The sequence below is a fragment of the Streptomyces sp. NPDC017991 genome (assembly GCF_044328075.1).
In the GTDB taxonomy this organism is placed as follows: Bacteria; Actinomycetota; Actinomycetes; order Streptomycetales; family Streptomycetaceae; genus Streptomyces.
Genome location: NZ_JBIRGP010000003.1, coordinates 404514 through 428547, shown reverse-complemented (window position 1 = coordinate 428547; position 24034 = coordinate 404514). Strand labels below are relative to the sequence as shown.

At 71.8% G+C, this 24034-nt stretch carries 21 protein-coding genes; 12 read left to right on the top strand and 9 right to left on the bottom strand.

Translation table 11 applies throughout. The features are described from left to right. Positions 1–93: 93 nt before the first annotated feature. Both ACH4DZ_RS10410 and ACH4DZ_RS10405 read right to left on the bottom strand, forming a co-directional pair. Positions 94–1416: an adenylate/guanylate cyclase domain-containing protein gene (locus ACH4DZ_RS10410; protein WP_398286597.1), complete on the bottom strand. Its 1323-nt coding sequence runs from the start codon at positions 1414–1416 to the stop codon at positions 94–96. Between the two features lie 256 nt (positions 1417–1672). Then, positions 1673–2578: a biotin--[acetyl-CoA-carboxylase] ligase gene (locus tag ACH4DZ_RS10405; protein ID WP_398286596.1), complete on the bottom strand. Its 906-nt coding sequence runs from the start codon at positions 2576–2578 to the stop codon at positions 1673–1675. A gap of 136 nt (positions 2579–2714) precedes the next feature. Here ACH4DZ_RS10405 and ACH4DZ_RS10400 point away from each other — a divergent pair, with 136 nt between their 5' ends. Together ACH4DZ_RS10400 and ACH4DZ_RS10395 are read left to right on the top strand one after the other, a co-directional pair. Beyond that, positions 2715–4313: an acyl-CoA carboxylase subunit beta gene (locus ACH4DZ_RS10400; protein ID WP_398286595.1), complete on the top strand. Its 1599-nt coding sequence runs from the start codon at positions 2715–2717 to the stop codon at positions 4311–4313. 26 nt (positions 4314–4339) lie between these two features. After that, the gene (locus ACH4DZ_RS10395) at positions 4340–4549 is read left to right on the top strand and encodes an acyl-CoA carboxylase epsilon subunit (protein ID WP_398286594.1); all 210 of its coding nucleotides are present in this window, start codon (positions 4340–4342) and stop codon (positions 4547–4549) included. A gap of 50 nt (positions 4550–4599) precedes the next feature. Here the strand turns inward: ACH4DZ_RS10395 and ACH4DZ_RS10390 are convergent, their stop codons facing one another. Next, the gene (locus ACH4DZ_RS10390) at positions 4600–5739 is read right to left on the bottom strand and encodes an SGNH/GDSL hydrolase family protein (protein WP_398287063.1); all 1140 of its coding nucleotides are present in this window, start codon (positions 5737–5739) and stop codon (positions 4600–4602) included. Positions 5740–5905: 166 nt separating this feature from the next. Here ACH4DZ_RS10390 and mmpB point away from each other — a divergent pair, with 166 nt between their 5' ends. Beyond that, positions 5906–6034: a morphogenic membrane protein MmpB gene (gene mmpB, locus ACH4DZ_RS10385; RefSeq protein ID WP_267026964.1), complete on the top strand. Its 129-nt coding sequence runs from the start codon at positions 5906–5908 to the stop codon at positions 6032–6034. 31 nt (positions 6035–6065) lie between these two features. After that, positions 6066–6692 carry a Maf family protein gene (locus ACH4DZ_RS10380; protein WP_398286593.1) on the top strand — a complete coding sequence of 209 codons (627 nt, stop codon included), beginning with the start codon at positions 6066–6068 and terminating at the stop codon, positions 6690–6692. 38 nt (positions 6693–6730) lie between these two features. On the opposite strand, the gene ACH4DZ_RS10375 is transcribed toward ACH4DZ_RS10380, so the two are convergent. After that, the gene (locus ACH4DZ_RS10375; RefSeq protein ID WP_398286592.1) at positions 6731–7252 is read right to left on the bottom strand and encodes a hypothetical protein; all 522 of its coding nucleotides are present in this window, start codon (positions 7250–7252) and stop codon (positions 6731–6733) included. 373 nt (positions 7253–7625) lie between these two features. On the opposite strand from ACH4DZ_RS10375, the gene ACH4DZ_RS10370 reads away from it, so the two are divergent. After that, positions 7626–9398, top strand: a complete 1773-nt coding sequence (locus ACH4DZ_RS10370; protein ID WP_398286591.1) for an acetyl/propionyl/methylcrotonyl-CoA carboxylase subunit alpha — start codon at positions 7626–7628, stop codon at positions 9396–9398. Between the two features lie 301 nt (positions 9399–9699). After that, on the top strand, positions 9700–10266 hold the full coding sequence (locus ACH4DZ_RS10365; RefSeq protein ID WP_398286590.1) for a TetR/AcrR family transcriptional regulator: 567 nt from the start codon (positions 9700–9702) through the stop codon (positions 10264–10266). Between the two features lie 116 nt (positions 10267–10382). Here ACH4DZ_RS10365 and ACH4DZ_RS10360 read toward each other — a convergent pair whose 3' ends face one another. Then, entirely contained in the window at positions 10383–11345 is a 963-nt protein-coding gene (locus ACH4DZ_RS10360; protein ID WP_398286589.1) for a DeoR/GlpR family DNA-binding transcription regulator, read from the bottom strand. A gap of 246 nt (positions 11346–11591) precedes the next feature. After that, a complete protein-coding gene (locus ACH4DZ_RS10355; protein WP_398286588.1) occupies positions 11592–13040 on the bottom strand; it encodes an NAD(P)H-quinone dehydrogenase in 1449 nt (482 codons plus the stop codon). Between the two features lie 140 nt (positions 13041–13180). On the opposite strand from ACH4DZ_RS10355, the gene ACH4DZ_RS10350 reads away from it, so the two are divergent. From ACH4DZ_RS10350 to ACH4DZ_RS10340, 3 genes are all read left to right on the top strand, one after another. Then, positions 13181–13618, top strand: coding sequence for a gamma-glutamylcyclotransferase (locus tag ACH4DZ_RS10350; protein ID WP_398286587.1), 438 nt, complete (start codon positions 13181–13183; stop codon positions 13616–13618). 144 nt (positions 13619–13762) lie between these two features. Continuing rightward, positions 13763–14587: a purine-nucleoside phosphorylase gene (locus ACH4DZ_RS10345; RefSeq protein WP_398286586.1), complete on the top strand. Its 825-nt coding sequence runs from the start codon at positions 13763–13765 to the stop codon at positions 14585–14587. 231 nt (positions 14588–14818) lie between these two features. Further along, positions 14819–16459 (top strand): phospho-sugar mutase, encoded by a 1641-nt coding sequence (locus ACH4DZ_RS10340; RefSeq protein WP_398286584.1) that lies wholly within the window; start codon positions 14819–14821, stop codon positions 16457–16459. Between the two features lie 55 nt (positions 16460–16514). Here ACH4DZ_RS10340 and ACH4DZ_RS10335 read toward each other — a convergent pair whose 3' ends face one another. The 3 genes from ACH4DZ_RS10335 to ACH4DZ_RS10325 all read right to left on the bottom strand — a co-directional run bounded on the left by ACH4DZ_RS10335 (position 16515) and on the right by ACH4DZ_RS10325 (position 20146). Beyond that, on the bottom strand, positions 16515–17366 hold the full coding sequence (locus ACH4DZ_RS10335; protein WP_398286583.1) for a hypothetical protein: 852 nt from the start codon (positions 17364–17366) through the stop codon (positions 16515–16517). 140 nt (positions 17367–17506) lie between these two features. Further along, on the bottom strand, positions 17507–19219 hold the full coding sequence (locus ACH4DZ_RS10330; RefSeq protein ID WP_398286582.1) for a hypothetical protein: 1713 nt from the start codon (positions 19217–19219) through the stop codon (positions 17507–17509). Positions 19220–19468: 249 nt separating this feature from the next. Beyond that, complete coding sequence (locus tag ACH4DZ_RS10325; protein ID WP_398286581.1) at positions 19469–20146, bottom strand: PH domain-containing protein; 678 nt, start codon at positions 20144–20146, stop codon at positions 19469–19471. Between the two features lie 510 nt (positions 20147–20656). On the opposite strand from ACH4DZ_RS10325, the gene deoC reads away from it, so the two are divergent. The 3 genes from deoC to ACH4DZ_RS10310 are packed head-to-tail and all read left to right on the top strand — an operon-like array spanning position 20657 to position 24025. Then, positions 20657–21616, top strand: a complete 960-nt coding sequence (deoC, locus tag ACH4DZ_RS10320) for a deoxyribose-phosphate aldolase (RefSeq protein WP_398286580.1) — start codon at positions 20657–20659, stop codon at positions 21614–21616. 17 nt (positions 21617–21633) lie between these two features. Further along, the gene (locus tag ACH4DZ_RS10315; RefSeq protein WP_398286579.1) at positions 21634–23070 is read left to right on the top strand and encodes an aldehyde dehydrogenase family protein; all 1437 of its coding nucleotides are present in this window, start codon (positions 21634–21636) and stop codon (positions 23068–23070) included. Then, a complete protein-coding gene (locus ACH4DZ_RS10310) occupies positions 23063–24025 on the top strand; it encodes an aldehyde dehydrogenase family protein (protein WP_398286578.1) in 963 nt (320 codons plus the stop codon). The genes ACH4DZ_RS10315 and ACH4DZ_RS10310 overlap by 8 nt, the downstream gene beginning before the upstream one ends. The last annotated feature ends 9 nt before the right edge of the window (positions 24026–24034 follow it).

The window sequence follows — 24034 nt, the reverse complement described above, 5'->3', positions numbered from 1 at the left end:
GGGCTCCGTCCCCGAACCCCCGTTGCGCAGTTCCCACCGGCCCCGAAATGGGGGCGCGGGGAACTGCGCGCTCAGCCCCCACCGGCCCCGCGGCTACCGGCGGCTCATCAGCCAGGGTTCGACCACTCCCAGGCCGCGGACCGCGCGCTGCCACATCGGCTGGAGGCCGAAGCGGTACGCCGGCGGCTCCTCGCCCTCCTTCTCCGCGGCGACGGCCTCCTCGACGGCCACGGCCTCGGAGGCGGGCGCGTCGCCCGTGCGGATCAGCTCCTCCGCGAAAGCCCCGTCGACCAGGACCGCGTCCTTGGGAGCTATCGACGTCAGCCGGGAGGCGAGGTTCACGGTCGTACCGAACACGTCGCCCATGCGCGTGGTGACCGTGCCGAACGCGATGCCCACGCGCAGCTCCGGCATCGTCTCGTCGTTGGCCATCGTCTCGATGAGGCGCAGCGCGATCTCGGCGGCCACCCCCGCGTCGTCGGCCGCGTACAGCACCTCGTCGCCCAGGGTCTTGATGAGCCGTCCCCCGTGGGCGGCGACCAGGTCGGCGGCGGTGGTCTCGAAGGCCTCGACGAGTTCGCCGAGCTCCTCCTCCTCCATGCGCCGGGTCAGACGGGTGAAGCCGACGAGGTCGGCGAAGCCGACGGCCAGGCGCCGGTCGACCATCTCCTCGTCGTCCGCGGCCTGCACGACCCGCCCGGTCGCGGCGGCGAGCTGGCGCCGCCACACGTAGATCAGGAACTCCTCCAGCTCGGGCAGCAGCAGCTCGATGAGGGGGTACGTGACCTCGGTGCGGGTCATGCCCGGCTCGGGAGGCTCGGTGAGGCCCTCCAGGAACGAGTCGATCTGCCACTCGGCCAGCCGGGCCGTGGTCTGGCCGGTGGAACGGGCCACCTGGACCGCCATCGCCTCGCTGAGCAGCCCCGCCTCGACGAGACCGGCCAGCCGCCGCAGGGCCAGTACGTCCGCCTCGGTCAGCGCCTTGGCCTGGCCGATGTCGGCGAACCCCATGGCCCGCCAGAAACGGGAGGCCAGCTCCATGGAGACACCCGCGCTGCGGGCCGCCTGGAAGGGCGTGTAACGGCGCTCGGCGCCGAGGATGAGCTGTTCGAGCCGGAGCGCGAGCGGGTCGTCGTCGGACTCGTCGCCGGGCTGGTCGGTCCGGCCGTCCTGCCCGCCCGTCCGGTTGTGCTGCACGTCGGTGCGGCTGTCCCGCCCGTCCGCCCGGCCGTTGTGCACGTCGGTCCGGCCGTCCTGCGCGTCCACTGGGTCCTGTTCCTCTTCCTCCACGCGCGCGTGGAGCTCGGTGCGGTCGACCCGCGCGGCCGCCGTGTCGGCGACAGACCCGGCGGCACGCCCCGGCTCCCCGTCGGAGGCGGGGTCACCCGTGCCCGAACCGCTGTCGTCGACCGTCACGCCTGCTGCCCTTCCGATCTGCCGCGGTCAGGTATCGACCGGCCTCAACTCTACGGCAGGTGTGCTGTGGCTCACTCCCGACCGCCGAGGCCGGGCGGCCCATGACCCACTCCGTCCCCGTACGTCCGGCGGCCCGCTCCCGGCCCACTCCCTGTCGTACGGCTCGGGTGGGCCTCTTTGCTCACCACCGGCACGAACAGGCACGCGACGCGGGGGACCCTGCGGAACGCCCCGTGTACCCCGCTGGGCGCGTCCGTCACTCGTTCCCCGGGGATCCCGCCGGGCGCAGGTGCACGATGTCCCCGGCACCCACGGGCTGCTGCACCCCTTCCGCGGTGGCCAGCACCAGCCGTCCGTCGCCGTCGAGGGCGACCGCCTCACCGGTGATCGAGGTGTCCCCGGGCAGTTCGGCCCGTACTTCCCGGCCGAGCGTCGCGCACCCGGCGGCGTAGGTGTCCTGGAGGCCGGACGCGGCGGGGTCGCCTCCCACGCTCCGCCACTTCTCGAACCATTGTTCGAGCGAGCGGAGGACGGTCCGCAGGATGGTGTCCCGGTCGGTGGTCGCCGCCCCCGCGAGGGCGAGCGATCCGGCGCCCGGCACGGGCAGCTCGTCGGCGCGGAGCGTGACGTTGATGCCGATGCCGACGACGACCGCGTCGGCCCCGGCGCGTTCGGCGAGGATGCCGCCGACCTTGCGTTCCGCGCCCTCGACGGTCACCAGCAGGTCGTTGGGCCACTTCAGCGCCGTGTCCACGCCGGCCGACCGTGAGAGCCCGGTCGCCATCGCGACCCCGGCGAGCAGCGGCAGCCAGCCCCACCGCTCGACGGGGACCCCGGTGGGCTTCAGCAGGACGGAGAAGAAGAGGCCCGAGCGGGCGGGCGCCGTCCACCGCCGGTCGAGGCGCCCCCGTCCGGCGTCCTGCTCCTCGGCGATCAGCACCGTGCCCTCCGCCGCCCTGCCGTCAGCGGCGAGGGCGACGAGGTCGGAGTTGGTGGAGCCGGTACGGGCCACCACCCGGACGTCGGACCAGAGCCCCGCGCGCTCCCCGTCGCGCACGAGGGCGCGGCGCAGCGCCACGGCGTTGAGCGGCGGACGGTCCAGGTCGGACCACCGATTGCTGGGCGCGTCGCTGTTCGCGTCTGAGTCATCTCGCGGCGTCATGCAACCCACCCTAGGTGTGGTAAACGCCGCACTGCCGAACGGTAGGCACGCCACTACGCTACGGATGAGTAGCCAACCCCCCTTCTGAGCACCTCACCCTCACGTCCCCACTGAGCAGGCAGGGAGCCGCATCCCGATGTCCGAGCCGGAACAGCAGCACGAGATCGACATCCACACCACCGCGGGCAAGCTCGCGGACCTGCGGCGCCGCATCGACGAGGCGACGCACGCCGGCTCGGCACGCGCCGTCGAAAAGCAGCACGCCAAGGGCAAGTTGACGGCCCGTGAGCGGATCGACCTGCTGATGGACGAGAACTCCTTCGTCGAGTTCGACGAGTTCGCCCAGCACCGCTCGACGGACTTCGGCCTGGAGAACAACCGCCCGTACGGGGACGGGGTCGTGACCGGTTACGGCACGGTGGACGGCCGTCCGGTCGCCGTGTTCTCCCAGGACTTCACGGTCTTCGGCGGCGCCCTCGGCGAGGTCTTCGGCCAGAAGATCATGAAGGCGATGGACTTCGCGCTGAAGACTGGCTGTCCGGTCATCGGCATCAACGACTCGGGCGGCGCCCGTATCCAGGAGGGCGTGGCGGCGCTCGGCATGTACGGCGAGATCTTCCGCCGCAACACGCACGCCTCGGGTGTGATCCCGCAGATCAGCCTGGTCGTCGGCCCGTGCGCGGGCGGCGCGGTCTACTCCCCCGCCATCACCGACTTCACGGTGATGGTCGACCAGACCTCGCACATGTTCATCACGGGACCCGACGTCATCAAGACGGTCACCGGCGAGGACGTCGGCTTCGAGGAGCTGGGCGGCGCGCGCACGCACAACGCGGTCTCGGGCGTGGCCCACCACATGGCGGGCGACGAGAAGGACGCGATCGAGTACGTCAAGTCGCTGCTGTCCTACCTGCCGTCGAACAACCTCAGCGAGCCGCCCGCCTTCCCCGAGGAGGCGGACCTGACGACGACGGACGAGGACCGCGAGCTGGACACGCTGATCCCGGACAGCGCGAACCAGCCGTACGACATGCACACGGTGATCGAACACGTCCTGGACGACGCCGAGTTCTTCGAGACGCAGCCGCTGTTCGCGCCGAACATCCTGACCGGCTTCGGCCGGGTGGAGGGGCAGCCGGTGGGCATCGTCGCCAACCAGCCGATGCAGTTCGCGGGCTGCCTGGACATCGACGCGAGCGAGAAGGCGGCCCGCTTCGTGCGCACCTGCGACGCCTTCAACGTCCCCGTCCTCACCTTCGTGGACGTCCCCGGCTTCCTCCCCGGCGTCGACCAGGAGCACACCGGCATCATCCGCCGCGGCGCCAAACTGATCTACGCGTACGCCGAAGCCACCGTCCCCCTCATCACGGTCATCACCCGCAAGGCCTTCGGCGGCGCGTACGACGTGATGGGCTCCAAGCACCTGGGCGCCGACCTCAACCTCGCCTGGCCGACCGCCCAGATCGCCGTGATGGGCGCGCAGGGCGCGGTGAACATCCTGCACCGCCGCGCCATCGCCGCCACCCCCGCCGACGAGCAGGAAGCCACCAGGGCCCGGCTGATCCGGGAGTACGAGGACACGCTCCTCAACCCCTACACGGCGGCCGAGCGCGGTTACGTCGACGGCGTGATCCTGCCCTCCGACACCCGCTCCCACGTCGTACGCGGCCTGCGGGCGCTACGCACCAAGCGGGAGTCCCTGCCGCCGAAGAAGCACGGCAACATCCCCCTCTAGCACGCCGGTCGAGAACGGGAGCGGTCATGAACATCAAGGTCGTACGGGGCAACCCCACCCCCGAGGAGCTGGCCGCCGCCCTGGCGGTGGTCCGCGCCCGCGCCGCGGCGGCAGCCACACCCCCGCCCGGCGCGGCGAAGAACAGGGACGCGTGGTCGGACCCGTCCCGAGTGGCCCGAACCCGCCTACCGGCCCCGGGCCCCCAGTCCTGGTCCCACACCTTCTGGCCCCACTAGCCCCTTCAGGGGCGCGGGGAACTGCGCGACCAGCCACGACGCACCCGCAGTCAAAGAACCGACCCCACGGCTTCGGCCATCGCCAGATACCCCGCATCGTTCGGGTGCAGGTGATCGCCGAAGTCGTACGCCTCGCGCAACACCCCACCCCCACCGGCCGCGCCCAGCGCCGCGTGGAGGTCGACCACGACGTCGTACTCCCCCGAGCGACGAACCCACTCGTTGAACTCGTGACTCACCTTCGCCGCCCGCTCCCCCCAGTGATCTGACCCCCCGAAGGGCAACAGCGTCGCCCCGAGTACCCGCAGGCCCGCGCCCCGCGCCTGCCGTATCAACTCCCGTTGGCCCGCGATCAGTTCACCCACCTCGACCAGCGGCGCGGGCCGATACGTGGGCTCCGCCGCCCCCTCGCTGAAGCCGATGTCGTTGAGCCCGAGCAGCACGACGAGGGTGTCGACACCGGCCATGCCGAGCACATCCCGCTCCAGCCGGTGGACGCCCTTCTCCCCGTACCAGGCGGAGTCGTTGAGCAGCAGGTTCCCGCCGATGCCGGCGTTGAGCACGGGCCGCCCGGTGCGCGCGGCGAGAGCGTCGGACCATCTGCGGTTCGCACCGGGCGTGGACCCGAACCCGTCGGTGATCGAGTCGCCGAAGAGCGCCACGCCGTCCGTGCGCCCGGCGGAGACATCGACCGCGGTCAGGAAGTACCAGGACGCGGTGGTCTCGTCGAAGCCGGCGCCCCCGGTCTCCGCCAGGAGGTCGCCCGCGCCCCGGTAGCTGGTGGCGAAGGCCTGCGCGTGGAAGGTGGCGGGCCCGGTGACGGCGTCCAGGTGGAGGGTGACGGTCACGGACTCCCCGGCCGCCACGGCCAGTTCGGCCGCGTCACCGACGATCTCCCCGCGCGCCGGGATCTCCACGGACCCGGCCCCGCCGAAGGCGAGCCGCACCGGCTCGGACCGCAGGGCGGCACCGGCACCGGCGCCCACGGCCGTTCGGGCGAGGGTCGCGCCCGCGATCCGCAGCGGCGAGGTCCCGTACGCGTTCGAGAGGCGGATCCGGACGCGGTCGCCGCCCGCGGAGAGGCTGACGACCTGCCGCAGGGACTGGCGCCAGAAGCCCTCCTGCGACCAGTTGGGGGTGAAGCCGGTGCTGGGCGACTGCGCGGCGGCGGTCCAAGCGGTGGTGAACACCACGGTTCCCTCCTGAGGAGTCAAGCACTAATGGGACTTCAGCCCCTTTAGTGAGAGCGGGAACAGTAGCAGGAAGCGGCCCGTTAACGGAACGGCAGGCCCTTTTGGGCAAGATGAGTACGCGTACTCAGGCGTCCGGAGCCGTGCCGGAGTCACGATCGGAGACATGCTGTGGTCCGACCCGGAGAACGAGCCGCCGAAGGAGCTGCGCGACATGCAGGACATGTTGCGGCGGCTCGGCGTCCTGATCGCGCTGGCCGTGGTGTTCGCGATGATCATCCTCGGCCTGATGTGAGCCTGCGCGACCCCGCCGATACGCTGACCGCATGACTGATCAGCCACGCCGCAGGCTCGTTCTCGCCTCCCAGTCCCCCGCCCGGCTCGGACTGCTGCGGCAGGCCGGACTCGACCCCGAGGTCATCGTCAGCGGAGTCGACGAGGACGCCGTGACCGCCCCGACCCCCGCCGAACTGGCGCTCGCCCTCGCCGAGGCGAAGGCGTCCGTGGTCGCGGCACGGCCCGAGGCCGCCGGCGCCCTGGTGATCGGCTGCGACTCGGTGCTCGAACTGGACGGCGTGGCGTACGGCAAGCCGGCCGACGCCGAGGAGGCGACCGCGCGCTGGAAGTCGATGCGCGGCCGGGCGGGCGTCCTGCAGACCGGACACTGCGTGTGGGACACGGAAGCCGGCCGTCACACCTCGGGCGTGGCGTCCACCGTCGTCCGCTTCGGCGAGCCGACCGACGCCGAGATCGCCGCGTACGTCGCCTCGGGCGAGCCGCTGCACGTCGCCGGGGCGTTCACGCTGGACGGCCGCTCGGCCCCGTTCGTCGACGGCATCGACGGCGACCACGGCAACGTCATCGGGCTGTCGTTGCCACTGGTACGCCGCCTGCTGGCCGAACTGGGCGTCGGCATCACGGAGTTGTGGACCCCGCGCGAGAAGGAGAAGTAGGACCCGCCGGGGCGGGTCAGGAGCGGGTCAGGAGTTCGTCAGGAGCGGGAAGGCGCCGGGGGCGGAGGCAGCACACCGTCCCCGGAACCCCCTGCGCTCCCGGGACTGCCGGGGCTCCCGGGGCCCGCATCCGGCCCCGCATCCGGCTTCGCGTCGGACCTCGTGGCCTCCAGCCGGTCGTACGTCATGAAGATGAGCACGATCAGACCCAGCACGACCATCATGAAGGCGAACGCGCCCCAGCCCACCAGGCCGACCGTGAACGCGCCGAGCAGGGCGTGCACCACCGCCGCGCTGATCAGCAGGATGCGGCCGATACCCGCGGGCGCGCGGTCACGCAGGCCGACGCGCAGCGCGGTGAAGCCGCAGAGCGCGAAGTAGAGGCCGAAGACCAGCCCGGCGACCTTCGACGACGTCGACATCACGTCCGGGTCGAGCCCCGCCAGGGACATGTCCTGCCGGTCGACGACGACCCCCATGAACCAGTTGACCCACGCGATGCCCACCGCCTCCACGAAGAGCACGATCGCGGTCACCACTGCCACCGGTCTGCGGACCACCGGCCCCCACCCACTTTCGACTTCCGCCCGAGCAGGGCCCCTGTTACCCCAAGTATCCGTACGCCAGCGAGCACGCTACTAACGAGTAAACCCAGGGACAAGGGATCTGCGGAGGGCAAAGAATCGTTGGGCCATTCGTAGGGTCTCCACAAAGAAACCGAGTGGCGCGCAGCACGGACTCACAGAGACCTTGGCCACACCGGAGAGCTAGGGTTCAAGGCAAGCCCCCTGCGTACCGAGGTAGGGCAAGGGAATTCGCGGGCGAGCAGGCCTTGCATCACGCTCCGTGTGGGCAAGCTCACCATCGGGGACGGGTCGAAACGACGTGTCGGCAGTCCCTAAACTCGGCTTGTTTCAAGGAGAGGGAGCCAACGTGCGCAAGGTGTTGATCGCCAACCGTGGCGAAATCGCTGTTCGTGTCGCCCGGGCGTGCCGAGACGCCGGCATCGCGAGCGTGGCGGTGTACGCCGAGCCGGACCGGGACGCACTGCATGTGCGGGCCGCGGACGAGGCGTTCGCGCTGGGCGGTGACACCCCCGCGAGCAGTTACCTCGACATCGCCAAGGTGCTCCAGGCCGCCAAGGACTCCGGGGCGGACGCGATCCATCCCGGATACGGCTTCCTCTCGGAGAACGCCGACTTCGCCCAGGCCGTCCTGGACGCGGGCCTGACCTGGATCGGCCCGCCGCCGCAGGCGATCCGCGACCTCGGCGACAAGGTCGCGGCCCGGCACATCGCGCAGCGCGCCGGCGCTCCGCTGGTCGCCGGTACGCCGGATCCGGTGCCCGGTGCCGACGAGGTCGTCACCTTCGCCCGCGAGCACGGCCTGCCCATCGCGATCAAGGCGGCCTTCGGCGGTGGCGGTCGCGGTCTGAAGGTGGCCCGCACCCTCGAAGAGATTCCCGAGCTGTTCGACTCCGCGGTGCGCGAGGCCGTCGCCGCCTTCGGCCGCGGCGAGTGCTTCGTGGAGCGCTACCTCGACAAGCCGCGGCACGTGGAGACCCAGTGCCTGGCCGACTCCCACGGCAACGTGGTGGTCGTCTCCACCCGTGACTGCTCCCTGCAGCGCCGCCACCAGAAGCTGGTCGAGGAGGCGCCCGCGCCGTTCCTCTCCGACGCCCAGGTGGCCGAGCTGTACGCGTCCTCGAAGGCGATCCTCAAGGAGGCCGGGTACGTCGGCGCCGGCACCGTGGAGTTCCTGGTCGGCGCGGACGGCACGATCTCCTTCCTGGAGGTCAACACCCGTCTGCAGGTCGAGCACCCGGTCACCGAGGAGGTCTCCGGGATCGACCTGGTCCGTGAGATGTTCCGGATCGCCGACGGCGAGGAACTGGGCTACGACGACCCGCCGCTGCGCGGGCATTCCTTCGAGTTCCGCATCAACGGCGAGGACCCGGGCCGCGGCTTCCTGCCCGCCCCCGGCACCGTGACCACCTTCGCCCCGCCGTCGGGCCCCGGTGTGCGCCTGGACGCGGGCGTGGAGTCCGGTTCGGTCATCGGCCCGGCCTGGGACTCGCTGCTCGCCAAGCTGATCGTCACCGGCGCCACGCGTGAGCAGGCCCTTCAGCGGGCCGCGCGTGCGCTGGAGGAGTTCACCGTGGAAGGCATGGCCACGGCCATCCCCTTCCACCGCGCGGTGGTCGCCGACCCCGCCTTCGCCCCCGAGCTGACCGGCTCCACCGACCCCTTCACGGTCCACACCCGCTGGATCGAGACCGAGTTCGTCAACGAGATCCCCGCCTTCACCGCCCCCGCGGACACCGACACGGACGACGAGCCGGGCCGTGAGACGGTCGTCGTCGAGGTCGGCGGCAAGCGCCTTGAGGTCTCCCTGCCGATCTCGCTGGGCATGTCCCTGGCCCGTACGGGACTCGCGGCGGGCGCCAAGCCCAAGCGGCGCGCGGCCAAGAAGTCCGGACCGGCCGCCTCCGGTGACACGCTCGCCTCGCCCATGCAGGGCACCATCGTGAAGGTGGCCGTCGAGGAGGGCCAGGAGGTCAAGGAGGGCGACCTGATCGTGGTCCTGGAGGCCATGAAGATGGAACAGCCCCTGAACGCCCACCGCTCGGGCACCATCAAGGCCCTCGCGGCGGAAGTCGGCGCCTCCCTCACCTCGGGCGCGGTCATCTGCGAGATCAAGGACTGACCCCAGCCGTCACGCCTGACGGGGCGCGCCACCTATGGCGCGCCCCGTCAGGCGCTTTTCAGCCCGCGGCCACCACGGCCCGCACCACCCAGCGCTTTCCAGGGGCCGGGGAACGGCGCAGCCCGCAGCACCCCGTGCTTTTCAGGGGCGCGGGGAACTGCGCGACCAGCCCCCACCGGCCCGCACCCCCGTCCGACCCCAACCGTCCAGCCGCCCAGCCGCCCAACCCTCAGAGGCAGACAAAACGGCCATCGGTCCAGCCACAACCGCGCTGCGGGACGCAAGAGAGGTCAGGCAAACCATGGCCAACCCCCCGGCAGGGATGCGCGCCGACGCCCGGAGAAACCACGACCGCCTCATCACCGAGGCACGAACCACGTTCGCGCAACACGGCGCCGACGCCTCCCTGGAGGACGTGGCGAAACGCGCGGGCGTAGGCATCGGCACCCTCTACCGCCACTTCCCCAACCGCCACGCCCTGCTGAACGCGGTCTTCGCGGACGCGGTGAGCGACCTGCTGACCCGCTCACGCGAACTCCTGGACGCCCCGAACCCGTGCACGGCGCTCGTGGAATGGCTGCGCGCCGTCATCACTCATGCGAGTGAGTACCGCGGACTGTCACGCGCGCTCATGTCGGCCTCGCACGACGCCGCGTCGGCGCTCGCGCAGTGCAGCGGCCCGATGCGTGAGGCGGGCAGCGCCCTCCTCACGCGCGCGCAGCAAGCAGGCTCCGTACGCACCGGTGTCGCCATCGGTGACCTGCTTCAGCTGACCAACGCGATCGCGCTGGCCGCCGAAGAGACTCCGGACGACCCGGAGTTGGCCGACCGCCTGCTGGCACTGACGCTGCGGGGCCTCAAGAACTGACGCCCCGCACACCGAACGTCACCACGGGCGCGGCGCGTTCCGACGTACGGACTGGACCCCCGCCCGTCATCAGCACCGGCCCCGCCGTACCGGCCGTACCTGCCATACCGGCCGTGTCAGCGTCTGCGCATGTCGGCGACCCGCGCCCGCTCGCTCTGGGCCTGATCGCCCAGCACCGCCGCGGCGCTGCGCAACTGCGGTCCGGCGCCGGGCACCTGACCGCGTCGGGGGCCGGGCAGCGGCACGTCCCGGCGTGGCTGCTGGCGCCCCGCCGGGACCGTATCGCCGCCCGAACCACCCGCTCCCGCCACCGCGATCTGTACGCCCTGGTCGGCCAGGGCCTGCAGTTCGGTGGCCGCGCGGTCGTCCTGGGCCGGTGGCTCGTCCGTGACCAGCCGGGTGATCACATCGGTCGGCACCGTCTGGAACATCGTGTCGGCGCCGAGCTTGGTGTGATCGGCCAGGACGACGACCTCGGCGGCCGCCTGGACGAGCGCGCGGTCGACCGAGGCCGACAGCATGTTGGAGGTGGACAGGCCGCGCTCCGCGGTGAGCCCGCTTCCCGACAGGAAGGCCCGGGAGACCCGCAGCCCCTGGAGGGACTGCTCGGCCCCGCTGCCCACCAGGGCGTAGTTGGAACCGCGCAGGGTGCCGCCGGTCATCACGACTTCCACACGGTTGGCATGGGCCAACGCCTGGGCCACCAGCAGGGAATTGGTGACGACGGTCAGCCCCGGCACCCGCGCGAGCCGGCGAGCCAGCTCCTGCGTGGTGGTTCCCGCCCCCACCACGATGGCCTCGCCCTCTTCGACGAGACCCGCGGCGAGGTCGGCGATGGCCGTCTTCTCGGCGGTCGCGAGATGAGATTTCTGCGGAAAGCCGGACTCCCGCGTGAACCCGCCCGGCAATACCGCACCGCCATGTCGGCGGTCGAGGAGTCCTTCTGCCTCCAGTGCGCGCACGTCCCGCCGTACGGTCACTTCGGAGGTCTGGACGACGCGGGCGAGCTCACGGAGCGACACGGCTCCATTTGCTCGCACCATTTCGAGGATCAATTGACGACGTTCTGCAGCGAACACGAAACTGACAGTAACCCCAACGACCGTCTGCTTTCAGCAGTTTGCGCCGAATAACAGAAGTTGTTCGCATGGCAGTACCCGGAGTGGTATACGCGCCTAATCCGGGCGCCTATGCCACGCGAATGGGCGACGACTCCCCGTGACCAGAGGGGCGGCCGGTCCTCGTGACCAGCGGGAAACCGCTCAGGGCACCGCTTTCCGTACCGCGTCGGGCCCGCTCGCGGACCCCACGCCGGCCGTCGGCGCTCAGCCCTCGCCCGTGGACTTCCGGGTGTGCAGCTGGCGGGCCACCTCGGCGATCGAGCCCGACAGGGACGGATACACGGTGAAGGCCTTCGCGATCTGCTCGACGGTCAGGTTGTTGTCGACCGCGAGCGAGATCGGGTGGATGAGTTCCGAGGCACGCGGCGCGACGACCACACCGCCGACGACGATCCCGGTGCCCGGACGGCAGAAGATCTTCACGAAGCCGTCCCGGATGCCCTGCATCTTGGCGCGCGGATTGCGCAGCAGGGGCAGCTTCACGCACCGGGCGTCGATGACCCCGCCGTCGACGTCCGCCTGCGAATAGCCGACGGTGGCGATCTCGGGGTCGGTGAAGACGTTCGACGAGACCGTCTTCAGATTGAGCGGGGCGACCGCGTCGCCGAGGAAGTGGTACATGGCGATACGGCCCTGCATGGCCGCCACGGAGGCGAGCGCGAAGATCCCGGTGACGTCACCGGCCGCGTACACGCCGGGGGCGGTGGTCCTGGAGACCTTGTCGGTCCAGATGTGCCCGGACTCCTGGACCTTGACCCCGGCCTCCTCCAGGCCCATGCCCTCGCTGTTGGGGATGGCGCCGACGGCCATCAGACAGTGCGAGCCGGTGATGACACGGCCGTCGGCGAGCGTCACCTCGACCCGGTCGCCCACCCGCTTGGCGGACGCGGCGCGCGAGCGGGCCATCACGTTCATCCCGCGCCGCCGGAACACGTCCTCCAGGACGGCCGCCGCGTCGGGGTCCTCGCCCGGCAGCACGCGGTCGCGGCTGGAGACGAGCGTGACCCGCGAGCCGAGGGCCTGGTAGGCGCCGGCGAACTCGGCGCCGGTGACACCGGAGCCGACCACGATGAGCTCCTCGGGGAGCTCGTCGAGGTCGTAGACCTGGGTCCAGTTCAGGATCCGCTCGCCGTCGGGCTGCGCGTCGGCCAGCTCGCGGGGGTGCCCGCCGGTGGCGATGAGCACGGCGTCGGCGACGAGCGTCTCCTCGCTGCCGTCCGCGGCCCGCACGACGACCTTGCGCGAGCCGTCGAGGCCCTGCATGCCCTCCAGCCGGCCGCGACCGCGCAGCACCCGCGCGCCGGCACGCGTCACGGAGGCCGTGATGTCGTGGGACTGGGCGAGCGCCAGGCGTTTCACACGGCGGTTGACCTTGCCGAGGTCCACGCCGACGACCCGCGCGGGCTGGTCAATGTGCGGGGTGTCGTCGGCGACGATGATCCCCAGCTCCTCGTACGAGGAGTCGAAGGTGGTCATCACCTCGGCCGTCGCGATGAGGGTCTTGGACGGCACGCAGTCGGTGAGCACCGACGCACCGCCCAGGCCGTCGCAGTCGACGACGGTCACCTCCGCGCCGAGCTGGGCGGCCACCAGGGCCGCTTCGTATCCGCCGGGTCCGCCGCCAATGATCACGATCCGAGTCACGTACTCCATTGTCCCGCACGCTTCAAGGTGCTTCCGCACGGGGGCGCTGTCCGGGTGTCGCGGGCGGGCGAGCGGGGTGGAACGGGTGCGCGATCCGGGGCCGCGGTTACGGGAGAGTCACATGCGTCCGCTGCCGTACCCTCGGTCCCATGTCGCTCTACGCCGCGTACGCCGGCAATCTCGACCCGCGGCTCATGACGCGCCGCGCTCCCCATTCGCCGCTGCGCGCCACGGGGTGGCTCAACGGCTGGCGGCTGACGTTCGGCGGCGAGCACATGGGCTGGGAGGGCGCGCTGGCGACGATCGTCGAGGCCCCGCGGTCCCAGGTCTTCGTCGCCCTGTACGACATCGCTCCCCCGGACGAGGAGTCCCTGGACCGCTGGGAGGGTGTCGGCCTCGACATCTACCGGCGGATGCGCGTACGGGTCCACACGCTGGAGGGCGAGGAGTCGGCGTGGCTGTACGTCCTCAACGGTTACGAGGGAGGGCTCCCCTCGGCCCGCTACCTCGGCGAGCTGGCCGACGCGGCGGAGTCGGCGGGCGCCCCGCACGACTACGTGATGGAGCTGCGCAAGCGCCCCTGCTGACCCCTGGCGGCCTCCACCGGCACGCGGGACACGCCCGTACCGGGGCCCGGTCCAGAACTTCGGCGGAAACAACAAGACAACGATCGCGAACCCGTGACCATCAACATCTACGCGCGTAGGCCGCGAGCGGCTACCCTCATGCGCGTGAACGCATCTCTTCTTCCGGACGACATCCAGGGCGACCCGTACGCCGCCGCCGACGCCGCCGCCGCGCGCCTGCGGGAACTCTCGGGCGCCGAGACCCACGACGTCGCCCTCGTGATGGGCTCCGGCTGGGCGCCGGCCGTGGACGCCCTCGGCGCTCCCGAAGCCGAGTTCCAGGTCACCGATCTGCCCGGTTTCCCGCCGCCGGCGGTCCAGGGCCACAGCAGCAAGGTCCGCTCGTACCGGATCGGCGACAAGCGCGCGCTCGTCTTCCTGGGCCGCACCCACTTCTACGAGGGCCGCGGGGTCGCCGCCGTCGCGCACGGCGTCCGGACGGCCGTGGCCGCCGGCTGCAAGACCATCGTGCTGACCAACGGCTGCGGCGGTCTGCGCGAGGGCATGCGGCCCGGGCAGCCGGTCCTCATCAGCGACCACATCAATCTGACGGCGACGTCCCCGATCGTCGGCGCGAACTTCGTCGACCTGACGGATCTGTATTCGCCGCGGCTGCGGGCGCTGTGCAAGGAGATCGACGCGACGCTCGAAGAGGGCGTGTACGCGCAGTTCCCCGGCCCGCACTACGAGACGCCGGCGGAGATCCGGATGGCTCGCGTGATCGGCGCGGACCTGGTCGGGATGTCGACCACGCTCGAAGCGATCGCCGCGCGGGAGGCGGGGGCCGAGGTGCTCGGCATCTCCCTCGTGACCAACCTCGCCGCGGGGATGACGGGTGAGCCGCTGAACCACGAGGAGGTGCTCCAGGCGGGCCGGGACTCGGCCACGCACATGGGGGCGCTCCTCACGCAGGTCCTGGACCGCTTGTAGTTTCCCGTTCCCGTCACGTACTCGGGGGCCGGCCCCCGAACCCCCGCTCCTCAAACGCCGGAGAGGCTGACTATCAGCCCGTCCGGCGTTTGAGGACGAGCGCGCAGCGCGATACGGGGGCGAGGGGCGCAGCCCCATGCAGTGACGGGAAGGGTAGGGGCGGCGGGGGCGAAGAAAATCCCTGGGCCGGGGTACACAACCACGCAAGACGACGAAGAGAGGTCGACCCTCGTGCAGGACGAACTCATCGCACGGGCCAAGGCATGGCTGGCCGAGGACCCCGACACGGACACCCGCGAGGAACTCGCCAAGCTCATCGACGCCGAGGACACCGCGGAGCTCACCGCACGCTTCACCGGCACCCTCCAGTTCGGCACGGCAGGCCTCCGGGGCGAACTCGGCGCCGGCCCGATGCGCATGAACCGCGCGGTCGTCATCCGCGCCGCCGCCGGCCTCGCCGCGTACCTGAAGGCGCAGGGAGTGACGGACGGCCTCGTCGTCATCGGCTACGACGCCCGCCACAAGTCCGCCGACTTCGCCCGCGACACCGCCGCGGTCATGACGGGTGCGGGCCTGCGCGCCGCCGTACTCCCCCGCCCCCTCCCCACGCCCGTACTCGCGTACGCCATAAGGCACTTGGGCGCGGTGGCGGGCGTCGAGGTGACGGCCAGCCACAACCCCCCGCGGGACAACGGCTGCAAGGTGTACCTGGGCGACGGCAGCCAGATCGTCCCCCCGGCGGACGCCGAGATCGCCGCGGAGATCGCCGCGGTCGCGCGCCTCGCCGACGTCCCCCGCCCGGACTCCGGCTGGCAGACCCTCGACGAGGGTGTGCTGAACGCCTATCTGGAGCGCACGGACGCGGTCCTGGCCCCCGGCTCCCCGCGGACCGCCCGTACGGTCTACACGGCGATGCACGGCGTCGGCACGGAGACCCTCCTCGCGGCGTTCGAACGGGCCGGCTTCCCCGCGCCCGTCCTCGTCGCCGAGCAGGCCGAGCCGGACCCCGACTTCCCCACCGTCGCCTTCCCCAACCCGGAAGAGCCCGGCGCGATGGACCTCGCCTTCGCGAAGGCCCGCGAGACCGACCCCGACCTGATCATCGCGAACGACCCGGACGCGGACCGCTGCGCCGCGGCCGTCAAGGACGGCGGGAACGGCGGCGACTGGCGCATGCTGCGCGGCGACGAGGTGGGCGCGCTCCTCGCGGCGCACCTCGTCCGCCGGGGCGCGCGCGGCACCTTCGCGGAGTCGATCGTCTCCTCCTCCCTCCTCGGCCGCATCGCCGAGAAGGCGGGTCTGGCGTACGAGGAGACGCTGACGGGCTTCAAGTGGATCGCCCGGGTGGAGGGCCTGCGGTACGGCTACGAGGAGGCGCTCGGTTACTGCGTCGACCCCGACGGCGTACGGGACAAGGACGGCATCACGGCGGCGCTGGCCGTCACCGAGCTGGCCTCGGAGCTGAAGGCGGAGGGCCGCACGCTCCTCGACCTGCTGGACGACCTCGCCGTCGAGCACGGGCTCCATGCCACGGACCAGTTGTCCGTCCGGGTGGACGACCTCTCCGTCATCTCCGACGCGATGCGCAGGCTGCGCGAACAGCCGCCCACGCGCCTCGCGGGCCTGCCCGTCACCAGGACCGAGGACCTCGCCCTGGGGACGGACCTGCTGCCGCCCACGGACGGCCTGCGCTACACGCTGGACGGCGCCCGTGTCATCGTCCGGCCCAGCGGTACGGAGCCGAAGCTGAAGTGCTATCTGGAGGTCGTGGTGCCGGTGGGCACCCACGACGGGCTCCCGGCGGCCCGCGCGAAGGCGACGGAGCTGCTGGCGGAGATCAAGCGGGACCTGTCGGCGGTCGCGGGCATCTGAGCGGCCCGACGGACCGGCGTCACCGGAGGCGCCGGTCCGTCACCGCTTCCACCCCTCAGAGCCCGTACCGGCTCTTCAGGTGGCGCCAGAAGTCGCGGAACATCCACTTGTCGAACTCCGTGATGTAGGTGGCGCTGCCCGCTTTCATGAGGAAGCAGCACTGGCCCGTCGGCGTCCAGTCGTAGAAGTCGTCGAGGCCGAAGGTGTGGCCGACCTCGTGCAGATAGATGTGGATGTCCTCCTGGGACAGCGCGCCGGTGAAGTACTCCTGGCCGACCCGCTGGCCCCAGTCGCCGCCCGCGCCGCCCTGGAAGCCCTTGGTCAGCCAGAGGGACTGGTCGTAGTGGCGGGCCGCGCCGCCCGGACACTTCGAGTAGTTCCCGTCCTGGTGGAAGAAGCGGCCGCAGTCGGGCGCGCACTGCGGGGCGCCGCCGCTGTCGAGGTTTCCGGCGTAGACGTCGACGGAGTTGTCGGTCCACTGGAGGGTGGAGCGGTTCTTCACCGCCCAGCCGACGATGTTGACCGGCACGCTGGTGTACGGCCAGGCGTTGTGGCCCGTGCCGTTGTCGAGCATGGCCGCCGTCCACTTGCCGAACTGCTTCTTCAGGGCGGTGTGGATCTGATCCCGCAGGGCCGTACTGACCGGCGCGTCCGACTCCCAGCGGACGCAGTAGTTGATGCTTCCCCGGTTGGCCATGACCTGGTCCCAGCCGTAGTTGCGGAAGCCGTAGAGGTCCGGGTAGGTCGTCGAGACGTGGTTCCACACCTCGTTCAGCGGCTGCACCAGGTTCGCGGGCGGGTTCCACTGGTCGGCGGCCTTCGCCTGGGACGCCGGGACGAGGGGCGCGGCGACCAGCGCGACGAGTGCGGCGAGGACGGTGACCAGACGCGTCAGATGTCTGCGCACGGTGAACTCCCTGGGTGGGGGACGGGATTTCACCCTTGAGTCGCCGCCGACGCCCTTGCGGTTGCCTGCGGTTGCCCGCGGTTGCCTGGCGGTTGCGGATGCGGTTGCTGCGGTCGCCTGGGGTGGCCGGCGCGTCCGCCTCAGCCCCACACCACCAGGACCGCCGCCCACACCAGCGCCAGCACGACGGCCAACGGCCAGAGCGGGCGGCCCCGTTCGGGCGTGGTGCTCTCTCCGGTGGGCCGCAGCGCCGGGTCCTTGCGCATGGCCGACAGCTCGGCCGCCAGCGCGTCGTACGGATGGACCAGGCCGCGTCGTCGCTCGAACCACGCCCAGCGCGGCGCGGCGACCGACCAGTCGTCGTCCCGCCAGCGCAGCTTCAGCTCGAAGGACCGGCGGCGTACGGAGCGGATGTCGTCCCAGGGAACGTGCCGGGGGCCGCGCAGCCCGGTGACCCACAGCCCCGAGCGGTCCGCGGTGATGCGCCAGGCGAGTTTCACGGGGACGCGGGCGGCTCCGTAGAGGCCGAGCGCGGCGGCCAGACCCAGCTTCCAGGAGGGCAGTTCGGCCTCGGTGAACCCGGCCCAGGTGAGCCAGACGCCCCACTGCACCAGCAGCGCGGCGGCCACCCAGTCCAGCCAGCCCGCACGCCAGCGGCGCACCGGGGCGGGCGCGCGGTCCACGACCGACTCCCTGGCCTGCCGCTCCAGTTGACGGTTCTGCTCCTCGCGGGCCTTCTCCCTGGCGATGTGCCGCACACCGGCGCTCGGCGACAGCGGGCGGACCGGTCCCGCCGACCACTCCGTCAGCGGCGGCTGGTCCGCGTCCTCGTCCGCGCTCAGGACCACGACCTCGGCGCCGTCGAAGGGCGCGCCGAAGAGGACGGCCTCGCGGACCGGCCCGGGAACACCGTCGTCGACCGCGTCGAGAAGCCGCTCCAGCTCTTCGGCAGCCCCGGCCCCGTCGACGGCTTCGATGCCGGCACCGGCACCGGCGATGCCCGGCTCGCCCTCGCCCTCGTCCTCTTCGTCCTCGTCCTCGTCCTCGTCGGATTCGCCGTCGTAGGACGTCAGTTCCACCGTGAACAGGGGCCGCGTCGCCGCGAGGTCGTCCGCCGCGTACACCTCCGTGGTGCCCTGCGCGTCGTCGCGTACGAGGACACGCAGTACGGGTGCGGGGGCCCGGCGCAGTGCGACGGCCCGGTGGCGGCCGAGCCACGCCGAGACCAGGGCGGTCAGGCCGAGCCCCGTCAGATAGAAGGCCATGACCCAGGAGCCGCGCTGGTCGTCGACCGTGCCCCACAGGTGGGCGGTGACGCCGGTGAGCACACCGAGTACGAGCACCACGAGGCCGAGCGGGAGCAGGAAACGGCCGCGCCGCACCGGGGCCTGCGCGTCGGGGACCTGTGCCGTGCCGTCCCCGGCGGCCTCCAGGGCCTGTTCCACCTGGGCACCGCGGGCCCGCAGGCGTACGGCGACGGCGGCCCAGGAGGCCACCACGACGAACGCCCCGACGGCGGTCACCGCCCAGGGCAGGGACGATGCCTGCACCGCGAGCCCCAGGAGCAGCGCGGGTGCTCCGGCCCAGACCAGTTCGGGCCGCGCGAGCACCCACAGGACGTACACCGCGAAGCCCGCGGCGACGAACGGCCACAGTCCGCCGAGCATCGCGGCCCAGGCGCCCGCGCAGAGCGCGAGGGTGGTCACGGCGCCGGCGATCGACCGGCGCACCCGCAGGAACGTCCAGCGCGACGGCAGCGCGGCCGACCAACTCGCCGCCCGTCCGGCCGTCCAGTCCCGGCAGTCGTCGGGTATCGCGGCCGCGGGCAGTCGCAGCGGCTCGTCGTACGACACATGCACTCCTGGATCGCGTGGAAACGCCGGTGCCGACACCGGCGCGGGCACCGGTGGTGACAGTAGCGAGCGAAACGACCCGCCCGGGCCGGCGGGCGTCCCGGCGCCCGATGCGGGTGCCGCCCTCTCGTACGGGCGGGCGTGGCCATCCGCCTCAAGAGGGCTCGGTCCGAGTGCGGCGGGGGGGGTGCGGTGTACGGGGTGCGGTGTCGTGGGGCGTTGTGGGGCGTCTTGGGGCGTCGGGCGGGATCAGGCCACTGAGAGGAGGATCGCCAGGAGGACCGCTCCGGCCGCCGCGGGGGCCACGACCTCGTAGGCCCAGCGCACCGACACGTCGCCCTGGGCCCGCGGGTCCTTGCCGCGGGCTTCCACCAGTTCGCGCAGCTCGTCCATGATCTGGTCGCCCTGGGCGCGTACGGGGCCGGTGGCCACCGGGGCGGGGTGCGGGGCCTGCCGTGACTGGCCCAGGCGTCCGCGGGCGCCCGTCGTGTCGCCGCGGGCCTCCTTGCGGGCCGCTCTGTTGCGGGCCCGCAGGCTGACCGGTACGGCCCAGATCTGGTACTTGGTGCCGGTCTTGTCGAGTACCTCGTTCGAGTAGCCGGACCTGAACGTCTCGACCGCTCCCCAGGGCAGCGTGATCACCCGGAAGGGGTTACGGATGCGCATGCGCTGCTCGTTCGCGTAGACCGCGGGGCGCAGGGTGAAGGCGGCGACCAGCGGCACCAGCAGGAGCAGTGTGGCCAGCGCCACCCAGGGGGTGCGGCCCTCGCCCGTGAGCAGCGCGTCGATGCCGAGCCAGGCCGCGATGGCCAGCAGCAGGGCGCCGCCCGCGACACCGGAGGGGGACCGGTAGACCCTGTCCTTGAACTGGGGTTCCGGAGGGTTCGGGGTGTCCGGTGCGGGGGGCTGGTGGTCCGGGGTCGTCATACTCCCGATTCTGCCTGACCGTCCCGACGGGGGTCGCTCCGCGGGTGTGGGGTGCATCGTCTGCGGGCCTGCGGGGGTTGCTCGCGCCGTTCCCCGCGCCCCTTGCTGGGCGCCCCTGCGGGGCGGCCCGCCCTGGCGACGCGACCGTCTGCGGCCCGGTGGGGGTTGGCCGCGCAGTTCCCCGCGCCCCTGGGGCGCCCCTGCGGGGTCTCTGACCACGAACGTCGTCACCTGCGGGTGCGTGGGGGCGGGCCGCGCAGTTCCCCGCGCCCCTGACGGGGCACACCCCGGCAGGGCGCCCCCGAAGGGGCGCGGGGAACTGCGCGAGCAACCCCCACCCGGCCGCAGACGAGTACGGCGCGGCCCCGGGCCCGCCCCGCAGGGGCGCCCCAGGGGCGCGGGGAACGGCGCGGCCAACCCCCACGCACCCGCGGACGAACCCGCCCCCCGGCCAGGGGCATCCCGGGGCTGTACAGCCGCTACGCGCGTAGATATGCTCGGGTGGTGACCATGCCCACCACTGCATCCTCCGCAGCTCACGTATTCACGGACGTGACCGCGTCAGACGGCTCGTTGCGTCGGTTCCTTCACGGGCTGGCCGGCGTCGACACGGTCGGTCTGGAGGCGCGTGCCGCCTCACTCGGCACCCGTTCCATCAAGACGACCGCGAAGGCGTACGCCATCGACCTCGCCATCTCGATGGTCGACCTCACGACACTGGAAGGCGCGGACACCCCCGGCAAGGTCCGGGCGCTCGGCGCCAAGGCCGTCCACCCGGACCCCACGGACCGCACCGCCCCGACGACCGCCGCCGTCTGCGTCTACCCCGACATGGTGGCCGCAGCGAAGGAGGCCGTCACCGGGTCCGGCGTGCTGGTCGCCTCCGTCGCGACCGCCTTCCCCGCCGGCCGCGCCGCGCTCGACGTGAAGCTGGCCGACGTGCGGGACGCCGTCGCCGCGGGCGCCGACGAGATCGACATGGTCATCGACCGGGGCGCGTTCCTCGCGGGCAGGTACCTGAAGGTGTACGACGAGATCGTCGCCGTGAAGGAGGCCTCGGGCGCCGCCCGCCTGAAGGTCATCTTCGAGACCGGCGAGCTGTCGACGTACGACAACATCCGGCGCGCGAGCTGGCTCGGCATGCTGGCGGGCGCGGACTTCATCAAGACCTCGACGGGCAAGGTCGCCGTCAACGCGACACCCGCGAACACCCTCCTGATGCTGGAGGCCGTCCGCGACTTCCGCGCGCAGACCGGGGTACAGGTCGGTGTGAAGCCCGCCGGCGGCATCCGTACCACGAAGGACGCCGTCAAGTTCCTGGTGCTGGTCAACGAGACCGCGGGCGCGGACTGGCTGGACAGCCACTGGTTCCGCTTCGGCGCGTCCTCGCTCCTCAACGACCTGCTGATGCAGCGCCAGAAACTGGCCACCGGCCGCTACTCCGGCCCCGACTACGTGACGGTGGACTGATCCACATGGCTTCCGCAATGGCTTCCACATTCGAGTACGCACCGGCGCCCGAGTCCCGCTCCGTCGTCGACATCGCGCCCTCCTACGGCCTGTTCATCGACGGCGAGTTCACCGAGGCCGCCGACGGCAAGGTCTTCAAGACGGTCAGCCCGAGCACCGAAGAGGTCCTGTCCGAGGTCGCCCGGGCGGGCGCGGCGGACGTCGACCGCGCGGTGAAGGCCGCCCGCAGGGCCTTCGAGAAGTGGTCCGCGCTGCCCGGCTCCGAGCGCGCCAAGTATCTGTTCCGTATCGCCCGGATCATCCAGGAGCGCAGCCGCGAACTGGCCGTCCTGGAGACGCTGGACAACGGAAAGCCCATCAAGGAGACGAGGGACGCCGACCTCCCCCTCGTAGCGGCGCACTTCTTCTACTACGCGGGCTGGGCCGACAAGCTCGACCACGCCGGCTTCGGCACGAACCCGCGTCCGCTGGGCGTCGCCGGGCAGGTCATCCCCTGGAACTTCCCGCTCCTGATGCTGGCCTGGAAGATCGCCCCGGCCCTCGCGACGGGCAACACGGTGGTGCTGAAGCCCGCCGAGACGACCCCCCTGTCCGCCCTGTTCTTCGCGGACATCTGCCGCCAGGCGGGCCTGCCCAGGGGCGTAGTCAACATCCTTCCGGGATACGGCGACACGGGCGCGGCGCTCGTCGAGCACCCGGACGTGAACAAGGTGGCCTTCACCGGCTCCACGGCCGTCGGCAAGGCCATCGCGCGCCAGGTGGCGGGCACGAACAAGAAGGTCACGCTCGAACTGGGCGGCAAGGGCGCGAACATCGTCTTCGACGACGCCCCCATCGACCAGGCCGTCGAGGGCGTCGTCACGGGCATCTTCTTCAACCAGGGCCAGGTCTGCTGCGCCGGCTCCCGGCTCCTCGTCCAGGAGTCGATCCACGACGAGCTGCTCGACTCCCTCAAGCGCAGGCTCTCGACGCTGCGCCTGGGCGACCCGCTCGACAAGAACACCGACATCGGCGCGATCAACAGCGCCGAGCAGCTCGCCCGTATCTCCTCGCTCGTCGAGCAGGGCGAGGCCGAGGGCGCCGAGCGCTGGTCCCCGTCCTGTGAACTGCCGTCCTCGGGCTACTGGTTCGCCCCGACGCTCTTCACCAACGTCACCCAGGCGCACACCGTCGCGCGCGACGAGATCTTCGGCCCTGTCCTGTCCGTCCTCACCTTCCGCACCCCGGACGAGGCGGTCGCGAAGGCCAACAACAGCCAGTACGGCCTCTCGGCGGGCATCTGGACCGAGAAGGGTTCCCGGATCCTGGCGGTCGCGAGCAAGCTGCGCGCGGGCGTCATCTGGTCCAACACGTTCAACAAGTTCGATCCGACCTCGCCGTTCGGCGGCTACAAGGAGTCGGGCTACGGCCGCGAGGGCGGTCGCCACGGCCTGGAGGCGTACCTCGATGTCTGACAAGCCGAAGAACACCGATAAGCCGAAGAACCCCGACAAGCAGAAGAACACCCAGAAGGCCGAGCCCGCCGAGCACCAGCGGCTGAGCGTCTTCAAGACCTACAAGCTGTACGTCGGCGGGAAGTTCCCGCGTTCCGAGAGCGGCCGGGTGTACGAGGTGACCGACTCCAAGGGCCAGTGGCTGGCCAACGCTCCGCGCGCGAGCCGCAAGGACGCCCGTGACGCGGTCGTCGCCGCCCGCAAGGCGTTCGGCGGCTGGTCCGGCGCGACCGCGTACAACCGAGGCCAGGTCCTCTACCGCGTCGCGGAGATGCTGGAGGGCCGCAGGGCCCAGTTCGTCGAGGAAGTCTCCGACGCCGAGGGGCTGTCCAGGCCGAGGGCCACCGCGCAGGTCGAGGCGGCGATCGACCGCTGGGTCTGGTACGCGGGCTGGACCGACAAGATCGCCCAGGTCGTCGGCGGCGGGAACCCGGTGGCGGGCCCGTACTTCAACCTCTCGTCCCCCGAGCCGACGGGGGTGGTGACGGTCCTCGCCCCCCAGGAGTCGTCGTTCCTCGGGCTGGTCTCGGTGCTCGCCCCGGTGATCGCGACCGGCAACACGGCGGTCGTGATCGCGAGCGAGAAGTCCCCGCTCCCCGCGCTGTCGCTGGGCGAGGTCCTGGCGACCTCGGACGTCCCGGGCGGCGTGGTCAACATCCTCACGGGCGGTACGGCGGAGATCGCGGCCCCGCTCGCCGCCCATCAGGACGTCAACGCGATCGACCTGGCCGGCGCCGACGAGGCACTCGCGAAGGACCTGGAGATCGCGGCGGCCGACAACCTCAAGCGGGTCGTCCGTCCACAGCCTGTGGATTACTTCGCCACGCCCGGCATCGACCGTCTCACGGCCTTCCTGGAGACGAAGACGGTCTGGCACCCGACGGGAGCGCTGGGCGCGTCCGGCTCGTCCTACTGAGGCGGGCAC

What these genes read in the sequence shown, in the direction of transcription:
- ACH4DZ_RS10315 (WP_398286579.1), top strand. Translation starts at nt 21,634, where the DNA reads ATGGCTTCCACATTCGAGTACGCACCGGCGCCCGAGTCCCGCTCCGTC.
- ACH4DZ_RS10325 (WP_398286581.1), bottom strand. Translation starts at nt 20,146, where the DNA reads ATGACGACCCCGGACCACCAGCCCCCCGCACCGGACACCCCGAACCCT.
- ACH4DZ_RS10405 (WP_398286596.1), bottom strand. Translation starts at nt 2,578, where the DNA reads ATGACGCCGCGAGATGACTCAGACGCGAACAGCGACGCGCCCAGCAAT.
- ACH4DZ_RS10395 (WP_398286594.1), top strand. Translation starts at nt 4,340, where the DNA reads ATGAACATCAAGGTCGTACGGGGCAACCCCACCCCCGAGGAGCTGGCC.
- ACH4DZ_RS10380 (WP_398286593.1), top strand. Translation starts at nt 6,066, where the DNA reads ATGACTGATCAGCCACGCCGCAGGCTCGTTCTCGCCTCCCAGTCCCCC.
- deoC (WP_398286580.1), top strand. Translation starts at nt 20,657, where the DNA reads ATGCCCACCACTGCATCCTCCGCAGCTCACGTATTCACGGACGTGACC.
- ACH4DZ_RS10310 (WP_398286578.1), top strand. Translation starts at nt 23,063, where the DNA reads ATGTCTGACAAGCCGAAGAACACCGATAAGCCGAAGAACCCCGACAAG.
- ACH4DZ_RS10365 (WP_398286590.1), top strand. Translation starts at nt 9,700, where the DNA reads ATGGCCAACCCCCCGGCAGGGATGCGCGCCGACGCCCGGAGAAACCAC.
- ACH4DZ_RS10400 (WP_398286595.1), top strand. Translation starts at nt 2,715, where the DNA reads ATGTCCGAGCCGGAACAGCAGCACGAGATCGACATCCACACCACCGCG.
- ACH4DZ_RS10355 (WP_398286588.1), bottom strand. Translation starts at nt 13,040, where the DNA reads ATGGAGTACGTGACTCGGATCGTGATCATTGGCGGCGGACCCGGCGGA.
- mmpB (WP_267026964.1), top strand. Translation starts at nt 5,906, where the DNA reads ATGCTGTGGTCCGACCCGGAGAACGAGCCGCCGAAGGAGCTGCGCGAC.
- ACH4DZ_RS10350 (WP_398286587.1), top strand. Translation starts at nt 13,181, where the DNA reads ATGTCGCTCTACGCCGCGTACGCCGGCAATCTCGACCCGCGGCTCATG.